We start from the raw sequence: 16517 nt of genomic DNA, 5'->3' as shown, positions 1-16517 counted from the left end.
AAAAGATGTGATTTAAATGAATATCAACCCATAAAAAGATGTAAAATATCCGAGCCAACAATTACTTTATCCTTTAACAAAGACCGAAATCTAATCAGAGTTCCTGCAAATATGATGCAGGGGTTTATTTTCATATACCTATTTTAGTTCTTCCCACAACAATCCAGACATTATCACAAATAATCATTATTTTCATCAAATTTGTTAAATTACACTAAATAATTCCCCAACTATTGTATAATTGAAAAAAGTTTTCGATATTTACTTATCAATCAAATAAAAATATCAACTATGAAAAATTTAAAAAAATTAAACAAAGGAGAATTAAAAACTATTAAAGGCGGAATAGTTCCTATCGGATGCAATAATTGGGATCCAAGAGGCAGATGCTGCAGAGAGTGGGATGCAGACCATTGGAATAATCCTGTATGCCCTGAAATCTAAATCATTTTTAAGTTTTGAACCACAGCAACTCATTTCTGAGTTCTAAATCGGATTCAAAATTATTGATAAATAAAGCTCCGGTGCCCAATCCTTGAGGCATCGGATTTTTTTTTGTAAATGTATATTGGGCAATGGCATTCAAACCTATATTACTTTCTAAAGCAGAAGTAATCCACCAATCGATATGATATTGTTCTGCAAGAGAAATCCATTCATCTGAACCTGCAAAACCACCTACCAAAGCTGGCTTCAGAATAATATATTGAGGCTGTATGGTTTCTAAAAGCTTTTTCTTTTCTGAAGAGTCAATAATTCCAATCAGCTCTTCATCCAAAGCGATCGGAGTAGGTGTTTTGGCACATAGTTCCGCCATATCTTTCCAATTTCCTGCTTTAATAGGTTGTTCAATAGAGTGAATTCCCAAGTCCGCAAGCTGATTCAGAACTACCTCTGCTTCATTTTTATTAAATCCTCCATTGGCATCCACACGAAGTTCCAATTGATCTTTAGAAAACTTTTCTCTTAATTTCTGAAGAATTACATGTTCTGAATTCCAGTCTACACCAATTTTCAACTTGATACAATGAAATCCTTTTTCCAGTTTATCCTGAATCTGTTCTTCCATATATCCAACATCTCCCATCCAAATCAAACCATTGATTGTTATGGCAGCCTTTCCTTCGGTAAATTCACTTGGAAAATAGAAATTCTCACCATGCTTAAGATTCAGAATGGCCTGCTCATACCCAAACCAGATAGATGGAAATTCTTTCAGTTCCTCCTTCAGATAAGAAATGTTTTTATCTATATTTCCACAAAGCCATTTCAGCTTTTCTTCATAATCAGGCCTGTCATCAAAGCTTAATCCTCTGAATATTGCACACTCTCCTATTCCTTTTTTTCCATTTTCTGAAATTTCCAGGATAAAAGTCTCTTTATCAAGCAAAACGCCGCGAGATGTTCCACTCGGGCGTTTGAATTCTAATAAATATTTAAAATAATTTGCTTCCATTTATTTTACGCTGTCGATACGCATAAACTCTTCCGCTTTCTCCACCATGTCAACACTTCCACAGAAAAATGGTATTCTCTGGTGAAGTTCTGTAGGTTCTACTTCAAGAATTCTTCTGAATCCGTCTGTTGCTTTTCCTCCTGCCTGTTCAGCCAGGAACGCCATAGGATTGCATTCATATAAGAGTCTCAATTTTCCATTCGGAGCCTGTGAGTAAGAAGGATAGATATAAATTCCGCCTTTCAGCATGTTTCTATGGAAATCTGCAACCAAAGAACCGATATATCTGGAGGTATAAGGACGGTCTCCTTCTTCCATCTGGCAGTATTTAAGGTAATTTTTTACTCCCTGAGGAAATTTGATATAGTTCCCTTCGTTGATCGAATAAATTTTACCTGTTCTTGGAAAAGTCATATTCGGATGAGAAAGATAATAAGTTCCTAAAGAAGGATCTAGCGTAAATCCGTTGACTCCGTTTCCGGTGGTATAAACAATCATAGTAGAAGAACCGTAGATAACGTATCCTGCCGCAATCTGATTGATCCCTTTTTGTAAAAAGTCTTCCAATTGAACAGGCGTTCCGGGTTCTGTAACTCTTCTGTAAATAGAAAAAATAGTTCCCACGGAAACATTCACATCAATATTAGAAGATCCATCCAAAGGGTCTATTAATACTACATATTTACTTAAATGCCCGTTTTCACCACATTTAATATCAATAAAATCATCATTTTCTTCAGAAGCAATCCCACAAACAACCTCTCTTTGAGACAAAGCCGTAATAAAAATTTCATTCGCAATTACATCAAGTTTTTGCTGCTCTTCACCCTGAATATTCTGGTTTCCGGCAGCCCCTGTTATATCTACAATTCCGGCTTTATTTACTTCTCTGTTTACCACTTTCGAAGCCAATCTTATTGCACTCAGAAGACGAGAAAATTCACCCGTAGAATACTGAAAATCGTCCTGTTTATCTATAAGAAATTCTCCTAAAGTCTGTAATGGTTGATTTGACATATTTTTCTTTTTACGTTTTCCCCAAATTTCGGAAAATTTATTGCATTAAGAAAATTTAATTCCAAAAGAGATTACCAACTGTTTATCAACACAATACAAACACAAAACAACATAATATCATAGAAGAGGATACTATTTCATGCACCGATTTGCTATCTTAAACTGATGAAAAATTAAATTCCCGCAGGAATTATTTATTTTAATTCAATACAGATAAACGATATATTTTCAAAAAACAAAACACTGATTTACAATGAATTAAAATACAAACGTAAAATATTTATTCGGATAATAAGTTATCCATGTTTTGAGATTAATCCCCGGGTAAGTGAGTAATAATATGTATTACTTAACAAAATAATACAGGCCTTAAATCCTGCATATAACGGTATCTTTCAGTGCTTCACACCGTATTTTGACTGCATATTCAGGCTATTTTAAGGAAATCTTAATTCTATCAGGCCGATAGGCTATTTCATATCTCGTTGTAAATTTATAATTTTGACGTCCGTAAAAAACTCATGTAATTTTTTATCTAACAATTTTATTTTTAACAATTTAATGAAAATTTTCAAGTTTGGTGGAGCATCTGTAAAAGATGCCGAGAGTGTGAAAAATGTGTCCATGGTTCTAAAAAGCCAGGGATTTGCCAAATGTTTGCTGGTGATTTCAGCAATGGGCAAAACGACCAATGAGTTGGAAAAAGTTGTAGAGCTTTATTCCAAAAAAGATAACTATCAAACTGAGATTGAAAAGATAAAACGAAAACACATTGAGATTGCGGAAGGATTATTTCCTGAAAATCATGCGGTTTTTGCTGAAATCAATCTCTTTTTTGATGATATTGATTCTTTTTTAAGAAGAAATAAATCTCCGAACTACAACTTCGTATATGACCAGGTGGTAAGCTGTGGGGAAATGATTTCTACGAAAATCGTGAGCGAATACCTGAATGAAATCCAGTTTACCAATCAGTGGCTGGATGCCAGAGATTATGTAAAAACGGATAATTCATACCGAGAAGGGTCGGTAGACTGGGCAAAAACTGAAGAGTTTATCTCCAACCTTAATCCTGAGATCTGTTATGTAACCCAGGGGTTCATTGGTTCTGACGAAAATAATTTTACGGTAACGTTGGGAAGAGAAGGTTCTGACTATTCTGCGGCTATTTTTGCTTACTGTTTAAATGCTGAAGCAATGACCATCTGGAAAGATGTACCCGGAGTAATGACCGGAGATCCAAGAAAATTCAGTGATGTGAGTCTTCTTTCCAATATTTCTTATGAAGAAGCAATTGAAATGGCTTATTACGGTGCTAGTGTTATTCACCCGAAAACATTACAGCCGTTACAGCAAAAAAACATTCCTTTCTATGTAAAATCTTTTGTAGATCCTACTAAAGAAGGAACTAAAGTAGGTGCTTCTGACAAAAACCAACAGGAAGAATCTTATATTTTAAAAGAAAATCAGGATCTTCTGAAAATATCTACAAGAGATTTCTCTTTTATAGCGGAGGATCATATGAGCTTAATTTTCGGATACTTATCCAAATATAAGATCAAGGTTTCCCTGATGCAAAATTCTGCTATCTCCCTGGCACTGTGCCTTGAGGATAAATTTAATCATATTGATGAGCTCAATGAGGAGCTTCAAAAAATTTTTAAAACCGAAGCAATTAAAAATGTATCTTTATTCACAGTAAGAAATGCGAAGATGGATCACATTGACAAATTTTACCATGAAAAAAATGTATTATTGGAACAAATTTCCAAAAATACTCTTCAAATGGTAACACAATAATATTAATTGCGACTAAACACACATGAGTTTAATTTCGAAAAACGATCTGATCAAAGCTTCCGGCTTAAGTAAAATCGGGTTCCTGAAGAACCCGGTAGCATCTGCTGTGATGAGCATTGCTAAAATAAATGAAGTAAATAGACTATACGATAAACTAAAAGACAAGGAAGGCAAAGACTTTTTCGACTCATTTGTAAGAGAAAGAAACCTAAGCTATGTAGCTTTTGAAGAGGATCTGGCAAAAATTCCGAAAACGGGGCCGTTTATTCTGGTTTCGAATCATCCGCTGGGTGCTATTGACGGAATTTTGATGTGCAAGATCTTATCTGAGGTTCGTCCGGATTTCAAGGTAATGGGTAATTTCCTTTTGGAAAAAATCAAACCAATGGAACCGTATGTAATCGCTGTAAACCCTTTTGAAAACAGAAAAGAAGCTTACAGCAGCTCTTCAGGAATGCGTGAAACACTCAAGCATTTACAAAATGGAGGCTGTGTAGGTATTTTTCCGGCGGGAGAAGTTTCCAACAAGAACAATCCTTACGGCGAAATTTTAGATAAAGAATGGGAAAAAACGGCACTTAAGCTGATCAGAATGGCTAAAGTGCCGGTGGTTCCTATGTATTTCCATGCAAAGAACAGCCGCCTTTTCTATCAGGTAGCCAAGCTTCATCCAAATTTACAAACGTTGATGCTTCCTGCTGAAATGATGAACGACAGGGAAAAACCTATCAGAATCAGAATCGGGAGACCTATCACGGTGAAAGCGATGGATGAGATGGAAACCATTGAGGAATTGGGAGAGTTTCTGAAACGTAAGGTTTATATGATGAAATCTTACTATGAAAAGAGAAAATCCCTTGCTCAAAGTATCAATCTTCAGAATTTATCTGTCAAATTTCCTTTATTGAAAGAGGAAAATATTGTTCAGAATATTATTGATGAAACTCCTCTGGAAGATATCGTTAAAGATGTCAATAAACTGAGAGGAACTGATAAAATGCTGTTCAGTAACGGAAATTACGAGATTTACTTTACTACTTACGAAGAAATCCCTTCTATTATGAGGGAAATCGGACGCCAGAGAGAGCTTACTTTCCGCGCGGTGGGTGAAGGAAGTAATCTTCCGTTTGACCTGGATGAGTATGACAAACATTACCACCACCTTTTCCTTTGGGATAACGGTGAGAAGAAGCTTGCCGGTGCTTACAGAATGGCGCTGGGTAGAGAAGTAATGAAGAAATACGGCATCAAAGGTTTCTATACAAGTTCATTATTTGAATTTGAGCAGGACATTCATCCTTTCTTTAAAAAGGTGATAGAAATGGGCCGTGCCTACATCTGCCAGGAATATCAGCAGAAGCCTCTTCCACTCTTTCTTTTATGGAGAGGAATTGTGCATGTATGTCTGAGAAATCCTGATCATAAATTTTTGATGGGCGGGGTAAGTATTTCCAACAAGTTCTCTGAGTTCTCAAAATCGTTGATGATTGAGTTTATGCGTTCGAATTATTTTGATTCTGCTGTGGCACAATACATTACTCCGAGAAATGAATATAAAGTAAAGCTTCGTGACAGGGATAAAAATATTTTCTTTGAGGAAATGGAGTCTGATCTTAATAAACTGGACAAAATCATCGATGATCTTGAGCCTGAATTAAGACTTCCTGTTTTGATCAAAAAATATATCAAACAAAATGCTAAAGTAATTGCTTTCAATGTGGATCCTAACTTCAATGATGCGATTGATGGATTGATGTATATCCGAATCAGTGATCTTCCGGAAAACACGATCAAACCGGTATTGGAAGAGATGAGTGAACAGATCAGAAAAGAGCAGGAAAATAATCCGGCTGATAATCAGTAAGTTTTTAGTTTTATTCAAAAAAAGTACGATGAATACTTGCTTTGTATATCAAAACTTACTACTTTTGCATCACTTTAAAACAACGAAGTAAGTCAAACAAAAATACAATGGTTTCTTAGCTCAGTTGGTAGAGCAATGGATTGAAAATCCATGTGTCCCTGGTTCGATTCCTGGAGAAACCACTTGAAAACCTCTAATTCAGTTTAGAGGTTTTTTTGTTTTTTATACTCAGTCTTTTCTCACACCTGCCCCCATCCGAACATATTGAAAAATGTGTACTAAAACATAATACATTTCTATGTACTGAATCTATTTAGAATAAAAATTAATCAAAAATATGGGAATTAATTTTTTATTTGACAGGTAAAACTTAATTTAGTAGGGTAAACCAAATTACAATTACTATTATGAGTATAAAATTATTAGCCAATACTTTTATAGGTATTGCTCTACTTGTTTTTCAATCATGCGCTGAAACAACAGCAGCCACAGAGGATACTACTGCTGCGCAAGAAAAGATCTCAGCTTTAAAAAATGCATCATCATTCAGTGTTCCGGTTGCGGGAAATTCTTTTTTGACAGTAAAACCTTCAGGAGCCAACGAGGTCATCACTTCTGCCAAGTTAGGCAACTGGACCAGCTCTAATACGATTATCAGCACTTATTTCAGAGTGGGTAACTCCGGAACATTAAATATTGGGTTAAAAGCTTCTGTTCCTTCGGGCACCAGTGTTGTAAAAGTAACGGTTGGCAGCACCTCCAAAAATATTACTTTAACAGGTACTGCTTCTACAGAGTATACGGTTGGAGATTTTACTGTTTCCACACCAGGTTATGTAAAAGTTGACCTTCAGGGGGTATCTAAAACTGGTGGATATTTTGCAGATGTTACGGATATTACTTTCAGTGGGGCAGCTTCTGCAGGAACTAATATTTACAGTAATGATCCTTCTTATTATTACTGGGCACGCAGAGGGCCTTCCTGTCATCTGAATTATACAATTCCAACAACAAATAATGTGAGCTATTATTACAACGAGGTGACAGTTCCTGCGGGAGAAGATAAGATTGGCTCTTATTTCATGGCTAATGGCTTTAGTGCGGGCTATTTTGGTATGCAGGTTAATTCTGCTACGGAAAGAAGAATTCTATTCTCTGTATGGAGCCCATTTGAGACAGATGATCCTAACAATATTCCTCCTGATCATAAAATCATTCTCAACAGGTCAGGCAGCGGAGTAACGGTTGGAGAGTTTGGTAATGAAGGTTCAGGCGGACAAAGCTATTATAAATACAACTGGATTGCAGGGCAGACTTATAAATTCTTATTAAAAGGTGAACCGGATGGTACAGGAAAAACAGATTTTACGGCGTGGTTTTTATCACCGGATACAACAACATGGAAACTAATAGCCAGCTGGAAAAGACCTCAAACCAGTACTTATCTGAAAAGCTTCTATAGTTTCGTTGAAAATTTTAATCCAGAGAATGGATATCAGGGTAGAAAAGCAGAATTCAAAAATCAATGGGTAAGAACTTCAAATGGCAGCTGGATCGCTATTTCAGGAGCAAAATTCAGCGTAGATAATACTTATAATGCAAAACAAAGAATAGATGCAATGGGAGGAACAAGCGGCAATGCTTTCTTTTTACAAAACGGAGGCTTCTTTAACACAACAGTTGCCCCCGGCTCGCAATTTTCTATCACTGCCCCTACACAAGCCCCTAACATAGATTTTTCAACCCTTCCTTAAACTACAACTAAAAGAAATAATCAGCCAGTTACTTGATCATAAAATAAGAACTGGCTTTTTTTTGGTCAATATCTGTTTCCTGTAATGATTCTGCAAAAAAATGTAAAAAAAATAAAACACACCAAATCACTGATGAACAATACATTGAAGTCCGAAACAGGCTTTGGTAATATATTTCTTCAAAAAAATAAATCAAAAGACTTGCATGGTATTATAAAATGTTATACTTTTGCATCACTTTAAAACAACGAAGTAATAAACAAAAACATAAATGGTTTCTTAGCTCAGTTGGTAGAGCAATGGATTGAAAATCCATGTGTCCCTGGTTCGATTCCTGGAGAAACCACTTAAAACCTCTAATTCAGTTTAGAGGTTTTTTTGTTGCTATACTCAAAAATTAAATTAATACAAAGAACTTACTATTTAAAAGCTAAATTTTAAGGGAGTAAAGATGAAAATCAATTTCATTGATTGTTCCAAACATACGTTTCATGCAAGCTTATAATAGTTTTACTATCTGTTCAACCAGCCAAGACATTCAGTAATCTGTGTTTTACTGATAAATACTTCTGAATTTATTTCCGGAGCAGGAGACAATATAAGCTCCACTTTCTGGCTTGAATGTTTAATGATTTCAATAACTGCTTTTTTATTGACGATAAACTTGCGGTTTACTTTAAAGAAAACCTTTGGATTCAGTTTCTGAATGATGTCCTTAATTGTATCATCATAAATATAAGTCTGATGATCTACCGTGGTAAGAAAAAGATATTTCCCTGAAGCAAAAAAATAGGCGATATTATCCTCGTCTATCGATTTAAGCTTATTTCCTTCTCTTACCATAAATCGCTTCATAGCATCGGAATCTTCCGGCTGCTGAAGAAGAGAAATTGACTTGAGAACAAGTTCGGGATCAAAATTATTTCTTATTGTAATGAATTTCTGTAGTGCTTTATGCAGATCTTCTTCTTCAAACGGCTTCAGAAGATAATCTATCGTGAAATGTCTGAAGACCCTCATTGCATACTCATCAAAGGCAGTAATGAAAATAATCGGGGTGAAAAGCTCCACATGTTCGAAAATTTCAAGGCTCATCCCGTCTCCGAGATGAATATCCATAAAGATCAGATCTGCAGAGTTTTTTTCGAAAAAATCTATTGCCTGTTTTTTGGAGCGAAGAATAACAGTTTCTGTTACGGGAATTATCCCCTGTTTATCCAAAAGATTTTTCAGATAATTAACAGCGAGCAGCTCATCTTCTATAATGGCAATTTTCATAACATTGCAAAAGTACAAAAAAACCGCTAGAACAATTAAGCTCAAGCGGTTTCTCCTGTATTGAATTGATATGAAGTTTTATAAATTAGGATTATTCTTCTTTGCACTCATAGGATATTCAATGGTGTATCTCACATCATTCTGCTGAAGAATATACTCTTTACCATTGATGGTATGGGTTATTTTTTTCTGGTTGGCTCTTCTCAGATCAAACCAGCGTTGTCCTTCAAGGGCAAACTCTCTGTATCTCTCATCCATAATGAAGTTCATGAATGTTCCAGCGTTCATTGTGGATACTGTGCTTTGTACTGAAGTATAACCATCCGGGGTATATCTGTTCTTCAAGACCTTAAGAAGTGTTTCTTTTGCCTCATCAAGCTTATTCAGTTTTACCAATGCTTCAGATTTTATAAAATACTGTTCTGCCGTTCTGAAAGACACTCTGAAGTCTGAGCTTCCTCCTTTGATAATTTTATATTTACTGCCATTCTTTTCAAAATAGATCCCGAATCTTTTATCAGTACTGTTATATGAAGAGATCATATCCTGAGATGCGAAAGTCATATTTTTTATGGAGTTATCCCATGTATTATCCAAAGCCATGATAGATTCTGTGGAAGCATAATGGTTGGGAGGAGTATTGGTTGTATTTAAATTACTCAGATCACTTTTTACGGCCAATACCTGGTTGGCATAGTTCAGCGCATTATTCCAGTCTCCTTCATATAATGCTGTTCTCGCCTGGAAAGCCTTCAATGCTGTTTTAGAGAACCTGTAATTTACCCCGGTGGCCTGAGTCTGCTCCACCATCAGTTCTTCCGCTTTTTTAATATCTGCATGAACCTGGTTATAAACTTCCTGTACAGAAGACGGCTTTAAAACCTGCTCAAGATCAATATCCAGATTGATTGGCACTCCCCTGTCCACAGAAGCTGTTGCACTGTTGTACGGCTTACCGTAAAGATTCACCAGATCAAAGTATAAATAAGCACGAAGCGCATATGCCTCAGCCAGAATCTGGCTTTTTTCAGAAGACTCCTGCATTGTTTTACTACCTTCATTAATGATCTGATTCAGATAAAAGTTCACTGTGTAAAAGTTTACCCATGGAAACTCTGTTGATGCCGGATCATTATTGGAATCTTTCCACATTGCGATCTCACGGTAAGAAATAAAATCCATTCCGTTTTCGTCAATATTTACCTCATCTGTACGAAGTGCCGTCAGAGATTTATGAACCGGATATTTTGAATAAGCCGATGTAAGCACTTTACGGTAATCTTCAGCTGTGGTTGGGATAATCTTCCCTTCCGGCTGAATATCCAGAAACCTGTCACATCCTATATTGATAAAGCTGATTGCTGCAATTGCTATGAATGTTGTAATTTTTCTCATTGTTTTCAAATTTTAAAAAGAAACATTAAATCCTACTGTTACCGATTTGGTTATAGGCTGTGCATAAATATTACCGTAGGTTTCAGGATCAAAGTATCCTTTATATCCGTTGCTGAATACAAAAAGGTTACGTCCTTCGATGCTTAATCTCAGGCTGCTGATTCCCATAGGATTTGTGAATTCTTTCGGAAGTGTATATCCTAAACGAATGCTGCTGATTCTCACATAGCTGATCTCTTTTGCCCAAACATCAAGCAGGTTGTATGCACTTGAACGATTTCCTGCAAACCATTTATTGGCCATCCATCCGTCTGGGTTTGCATCCATATCAGGGCTAGTAATCCCCGGAAGTGAGCCTCCTGCTTCATAGATATCTCTTGTGTAGTTTCTTCCTCTGTCAAGCTCCATTCCACGGTAAGAAGGAGTTCTCATTACCGTCTGCTTCAGATTGATCGTTGCAGAAACCGTAAAGTCGAAATTGCGCACTTTAAATGTATTGATGATACCTCCGGTAAATTTCGGATCTCTGTCTCCAATATAAGTGAACATATTTCTCAATTCTGCGTTTGAAAGCTTCGTATCCACAAGCTGCCCGGGGAAGAAGTCTGCATATACATCATATAGCTTAAAGAATTCAGCGGCAGAAATCTTTTCATTTCCTTTCCAGAACAATGGGTTTCCGTGTTCATCCATTCCTGCTGTCTTTAATGCAAAAACAGCATTCACCGGAAGACCTTCTCTTGAAGGAAGCAAAGAGTTGTCACGAGGCTGCTCGCTTAATACCCTGCTCTTATTGTGCGCGAAGTTGATGGTGGTTGTCCACTTGAAATTATCATTGTTGATGTTTCTTGTGGATAATGCCAGTTCAAAACCTTTGTTCGTTAAACTTCCCCAGTTCATCATTGTATATTCGAAGCCGGTTTCAAGCGGAGTTTCTTTCATACTGATCATATCCGTACCTTTTCTGTTGTAAACATCTGCGGTAAGACTGATTCGATTATTAAACAATCCAAGATCAAGACCGAAGTTAACATTGGTTGTCTTTTCCCAGCGAAGTTTATCGTTTGGCGGGCTGATCACATTGATAATTCCTTCTTTTATTCCCGGAAGAATTGTAGTATCACTGTATTCTCCGATAAAGAATGGTGATGTATTACGGTCAATATTCCCTTGAAGACCATAAGAAGCTCTCAATCTCAGGTTAGAAACAGCAGAAATATTCTTCATGAAATTTTCTTTTGTTACCAGCCACGATCCTGAAACAGCCCAGATCGGAAGGTATTTGTATTTTTTATTAACACCGAATAAGTTGGTTCCGTCATATCTCACACTTCCGAAGAAAGTATATTTCTGATCGTAAGTATAGGAAGCTGTTGCAAACATTGAAGCGTAAGCATTCTCTATAGGAGCCATTTCACGGTAGGTTTCATATCTCTTATCGGATGCAAAGCTTGAATTCGGGAAAACCATTGCTGTGGCTCTTCTTGTTGTGGGATCATACCCGAATGCCCTTGTCACAGTAGTATTATCTTCTGTTTTACGGATTTCTGTTCCGGCCATCAAATCAATTTCATGTTTTGAATTGATTTTTGTACTGTATGTCCCCTGTAATTTCCAGTTATACTGAAAGAAATCGTTATCCCAGTTCTGCTTTACTGCACCGGCAGGTAAGAAATAATGGTATCCTCCATCTTTATAATAACGGGTACCTTCTTTCATTTTTCTAGTGAAGTAGGTATTTTCAGCTGCATATTTTTCAGTTTTATTAGCATCATACTGAATACCTAGTTGGGAAGTAAATCTTAAATTTTTTGTCGCCTTATACTCTAAATCTAAAATTGCTTTTAACGAGTTATTTTTCAGCGTGTAGCTTGTATTTTCTCTTTCTTCCAGAAAGTTAAAAGGAATATATCTATCATCAAAACCGTCAATATCCTTATCATAATTGTAGCTTCCGTCTGCATTAAAAGGCTTCATATAAGGATTGGCATTCCTTGAGTAATTGACAGGGCTGATGGAAGCATCTGCATCTGTTACAAATGATTCACGCTCACTCTGTGTTCCGAAAATAGAGATTCCTGCATTTAATTTATCACTTAGTTTATAATTGTTCTTTAAAGTCAGGTTGTAACGCTTAAAACCGGTTCCAATAGTTGTTCCTTCTTCATCGTAGTATCCCAGAGAGAAGTAATAATCTGAACGGTCACCACCTCCGGAGATACTCAATCCGTATTGCTTGTTGATTGCGTTTCTGTATAACAATTTACCCCAATCGGTATCATTGCTTCTTAAACCGTTGATTTGCTGCTGAGTTAATGAATTCAGTGCACCAAATCCTCCGTTTCTGAAAGCATCAAGCTGTTGGTTTTGTGTCAGAATTCTCATCACTTCACCTTTATCAGCGCGGTAGGTAAGATCTGCACGTTGTGCAAGCATTAATTCAAGATCAACTTTTTCTGATGCATTAAGAAGGTTCAGCTTACCAAAATCAGGACGTGCCGTAACGAAGGTATCTGCTGAGAAGTTCAGTTTCATGCTTCCTTTTTTACCTTTTTTCGTGGTAATGGAAATTACTCCGTTTGCTGCTCTCGCTCCATAAATTGCTGTAGCAGCCGCATCTTTCAAAATGGTAATATCTTCAATATCGTTCGGGTTCAACCCTGCAATAGAGAAGTTCTGAAGCTGATCAATATTATCTTTATCGGTAAAGTTTGGAACATCATTACCTTCCAATGGAAGACCGTCAATTACCCATAGCGGATCCTGAGGACCGGAAAGAGAAGCTGTACCTCTGATTCTGATCTTCGCAGGCCCTCCCGGAGATCCTGTTTCAGGAGTAACTACAACACCGGCAATCTGACCGGATAACATCTGGTCTACACTGGCAACACCAGCCTGGCTGATGTTGTCCATTTTCACTGTAGAAACGGCTGAAGTCTGTTTACGTTTTTCAATTTTTTGATATCCTGTAATAATAACTTCCTGAATCTTATTTTTATCTGTAATCTCAGAAGTTAGTCTTATTGTATAATGGGTCTGTCCTTCGTTAAGCTGAATAACGCGAGACTCATAACCCGGGTAACTTACCATTACCGATTTTGTATCTTCAGGAATTTCCAATATGAATTTTCCGTCCTTATCGGTTACTGTACCTACTGATACACTTTCAATAATTCCTTCCAATTCCGTTTTTGTAGAGACCGACTGAGTCTCAATTTTTATAGATGCACCGGTGATAATCTGAGAAGTATTTGAATCTTCTATTTTCCCGGTGATGGTTTTCTTTTGTTGGGCCAGTGCAATATTAGCAGCCAAAAGAGGTAAAAGTATTAGAGTTTTTTTCATTGCCGTTTATTTGTTTAAAGCCTCTTGAATACGAATGATTAAATCTGTGTAGTGCGCTCTGGAAGCGTCATCTCCTCTGTATCTCGTTCTGTTCAGTAAGTCCAGAACCTTTTGAAGTTCCGCTCTTTTGTAAGTGGTTACTTCAGATACTCTCTTCATGGATGAATAATTGATATTTCTAAGACCATGATCTTCTTCATGGAAATTACAGATCATCGGAATGTTCAGGGTATTTTCCGTTTTCAAACCTTTCACTGCTGTCTTTTCAAATAATTTATTCACCGAAACAATCAGTGCATCCACATAATTCTTCTGAGCCATCTTTTCAAGGATTGTAAGACTTCCTTTTTTATTGAAAACTGCAGTTCTTACCTGGTCAAATAAATTCTCAACCGTATAGATCTCTTCTTTTGAACCTGAAATCTGATGTTTCAACTCATTCTCAAGCAATCTCAACAGTCTGTCATCCATAAACAGAGAATAGATGTTCGCATACTGCATTCCTCTTGCCAGTGTATAAGGAGTTTGTTCAAAAGGTCCCATCGGAGAATCTTTAACCGGATACGTTTTCTCTGTAATCGGATTAAAGAATAACCATTCCGGAAGATTGATGGCATTTTTCACAAGATAATCAACCGCTTTTCTCTGAATATCGGCAGGTACTGCCTCATAGGCTTTTTTCTTATTTCCGAAAACAGTATTATTCAGATAAATCCCACCTACATTTGCCATTACATGACCTGTATACAGATCCCATTGTCCGATAACTCCCAGATACAGTTTTCCTGCATCGGTATAATCTTTACCGTCATCGTAGGTCCATTTTAAAAGGTTATTGACAACAACTTTCAGGTTTTTTAATCCATATTCACTTGCTTTCATGGCATCATCTCCCAAATCTTCAGATTGTGAGCGTGGATCGATTGTCTCCAGATAACTTTGCTGCTCTCCATAGAAATACATCGGATCATCTTCATGCTTTTCGATCAGGTTTTTCAGTGCCTTCTTCTCTACAAATTCATCCGGATACCAACGATAGCCCCATTCAATGGCATATTTATCATAAATTCCAATCTTTGGAGTGATTGCTGTAACGCCATCCTCAGGCTGTGCTACATAGTTGTAACGTGCATAATCCATAATGGAAGGTGCCGTACCACCCATTTTATCTGTAAACTCTTTTGAACGAAGTGATTCTACAGGAAATGCAAAGGAAGCTCCCATATTGTGCTTCAACCCAAAGGTATGCCCTACTTCATGGGAAGAAACAAAACGGATCGCCTCACCCATATGCTCATCACTGAACTTATTTCCTCTTGCTTTCGGATCAATAGGCCCGGTTTGGATTCTCATCCAGTCATGCAGAGAAGTCATTACATTGTGCCACCAGATAATATCCGCTTCAATAATTTCACCACTTCTCGGATCTACCACTGAAGGTCCCATCGCATTTGATTTAGGAGAAGCAGCATATGTAATTACGGAATATCTTACATCATCAATATCAAAGTCTTCATCTTTTTCATCCGGCATTTTTGCAATCACAGCATTTTTAAATCCAGCCTGCTCAAAAGCGGCCTGCCAGTCATGAACTCCTGCAATGATCTTTTCACGCCATTGTTTTGGTGTTGCAGGATCAATATAATAGATGATTGGCTTTTTAGGTTCTACCAATTCACCTTTCAGATACCTCTCTTTATCTTCGTCTTTGGGCTCAAGATTCCATTTCGTAATGAAATACTTTTCGTCCATTTTCTGCTGATTATCATTAAACGACCAGTGTTTCTCAGAGAAAAACCCTACTCTTGAGTCAGCTACTCTTGGTTTCATCGGAATTTTAGAAAGTAATACGAGATTGGTAGTTACCCCCAGCGTTACCGGAAGATCTACTCCCCCTTCATTCACGGAAGTAGACAATTGGGATTTAACCACTAAATTCTGAGGAAACGTCTTCACTCCTTCTATATAAGAAAGGCTTGATTTCACAGATCCTCCCAGGCCTACATTAGCCAGAACATCGTTGAAGCTCTTCTGATTTCCGTCAAAAACTTTGTTGACTTTAATTGCTACTGCCGTAGAATCACTGTTCTGTGCCTCAATATCAAAAACCTCAATCACAGATTCTGAAAAATTGTCTTTCACAGATTTTGTAATTGCATCATTCTTAGGTGATGATACTTTGGGAACCACAGTTTTTACCCAAACTTTTTTGGCTACAGGATCACGGTGGAAAGAAATGACCTTATTTTCATAATTCATTCCTTTGTTCAAACCAGCCTCATTCACCTGCATAGGTACCTGGGATAGTTTATTGACCACCAAAAACTGACGGCCCATCAAACTGTCCGGAATCTCAAAATAAATATCCGTTTTTACCTGGATCGTATTAAAAAGCCCTTTTTTATAGGTCCCTTTTTTGATCAGATCTTCAATTTTTTTGGTCTTCTTTGATGAGGATGTGTCTGTTTTATCAGTTTTCTCTTTGTTGACTTTTACTGTATCTTTTTTCTGTGCTATTGCCATTGGTGAAGCCATAGCAAGGCCAAGATACAGCGCCAGTCTGTAATTCTTCATTAAAATAGTCCGATTCATTCCAAATAGTAAATAT

10 protein-coding genes and 2 tRNA genes are annotated in these 16517 nt (G+C 37.0%); 6 read left to right on the top strand and 6 right to left on the bottom strand.

The genetic code is table 11. The annotated features are described in order from the left end of the window. Positions 1–291: 291 nt before the first annotated feature. Positions 292–444 carry a bacteriocin-like protein gene (locus tag F3J23_RS03480; protein ID WP_167024114.1) on the top strand — a complete coding sequence of 51 codons (153 nt, stop codon included), beginning with the start codon at positions 292–294 and terminating at the stop codon, positions 442–444. Positions 445–451: 7 nt separating this feature from the next. Here the strand turns inward: F3J23_RS03480 and F3J23_RS03475 are convergent, their stop codons facing one another. Continuing rightward, positions 452–1456: an o-succinylbenzoate synthase gene (locus F3J23_RS03475; protein ID WP_167024111.1), complete on the bottom strand. Its 1005-nt coding sequence runs from the start codon at positions 1454–1456 to the stop codon at positions 452–454. Then, on the bottom strand, positions 1457–2473 hold the full coding sequence (gene fbp, locus F3J23_RS03470) for a class 1 fructose-bisphosphatase (RefSeq protein ID WP_167024108.1): 1017 nt from the start codon (positions 2471–2473) through the stop codon (positions 1457–1459). It abuts the gene before it with no gap. A gap of 561 nt (positions 2474–3034) precedes the next feature. Between fbp and F3J23_RS03465 the strand changes: the two genes are divergently transcribed. The 5 genes from F3J23_RS03465 to F3J23_RS03445 all read left to right on the top strand — a co-directional run bounded on the left by F3J23_RS03465 (position 3035) and on the right by F3J23_RS03445 (position 8237). After that, complete coding sequence (locus F3J23_RS03465) at positions 3035–4273, top strand: aspartate kinase (protein WP_167024105.1); 1239 nt, start codon at positions 3035–3037, stop codon at positions 4271–4273. Positions 4274–4295: 22 nt separating this feature from the next. Next, positions 4296–6137, top strand: a complete 1842-nt coding sequence (locus tag F3J23_RS03460) for a lysophospholipid acyltransferase family protein (RefSeq protein ID WP_167024102.1) — start codon at positions 4296–4298, stop codon at positions 6135–6137. 109 nt (positions 6138–6246) lie between these two features. Continuing rightward, positions 6247–6319: transfer RNA gene (locus tag F3J23_RS03455), tRNA-Phe, on the top strand. Between the two features lie 225 nt (positions 6320–6544). After that, positions 6545–7891: a DUF3472 domain-containing protein gene (locus F3J23_RS03450; RefSeq protein ID WP_167024099.1), complete on the top strand. Its 1347-nt coding sequence runs from the start codon at positions 6545–6547 to the stop codon at positions 7889–7891. Between the two features lie 273 nt (positions 7892–8164). Beyond that, positions 8165–8237 (top strand) — tRNA-Phe (locus tag F3J23_RS03445). Positions 8238–8404: 167 nt separating this feature from the next. Here F3J23_RS03445 and F3J23_RS03440 read toward each other — a convergent pair. From F3J23_RS03440 to F3J23_RS03425, 4 genes are all read right to left on the bottom strand, one after another. After that, positions 8405–9169: a LytR/AlgR family response regulator transcription factor gene (locus F3J23_RS03440; RefSeq protein WP_167024096.1), complete on the bottom strand. Its 765-nt coding sequence runs from the start codon at positions 9167–9169 to the stop codon at positions 8405–8407. Between the two features lie 78 nt (positions 9170–9247). Next, positions 9248–10564, bottom strand: coding sequence for a RagB/SusD family nutrient uptake outer membrane protein (locus tag F3J23_RS03435; protein WP_167024093.1), 1317 nt, complete (start codon positions 10562–10564; stop codon positions 9248–9250). Between the two features lie 12 nt (positions 10565–10576). Then, positions 10577–13909: a SusC/RagA family TonB-linked outer membrane protein gene (locus F3J23_RS03430; protein ID WP_167024089.1), complete on the bottom strand. Its 3333-nt coding sequence runs from the start codon at positions 13907–13909 to the stop codon at positions 10577–10579. A 6-nt stretch (positions 13910–13915) separates the two neighbouring features. Then, positions 13916–16483, bottom strand: a complete 2568-nt coding sequence (locus F3J23_RS03425; protein WP_228455253.1) for a zinc-dependent metalloprotease — start codon at positions 16481–16483, stop codon at positions 13916–13918. Positions 16484–16517: the final 34 nt, after the last annotated feature.

The organism is Chryseobacterium sp. Tr-659, from assembly GCF_011752975.1.
GTDB lineage: Bacteria > Bacteroidota > Bacteroidia > Flavobacteriales > Weeksellaceae > Chryseobacterium.
The sequence above is the reverse complement of the archived record's forward strand: the minus strand, read 5'-3'. Positions and strand labels throughout refer to the sequence as shown.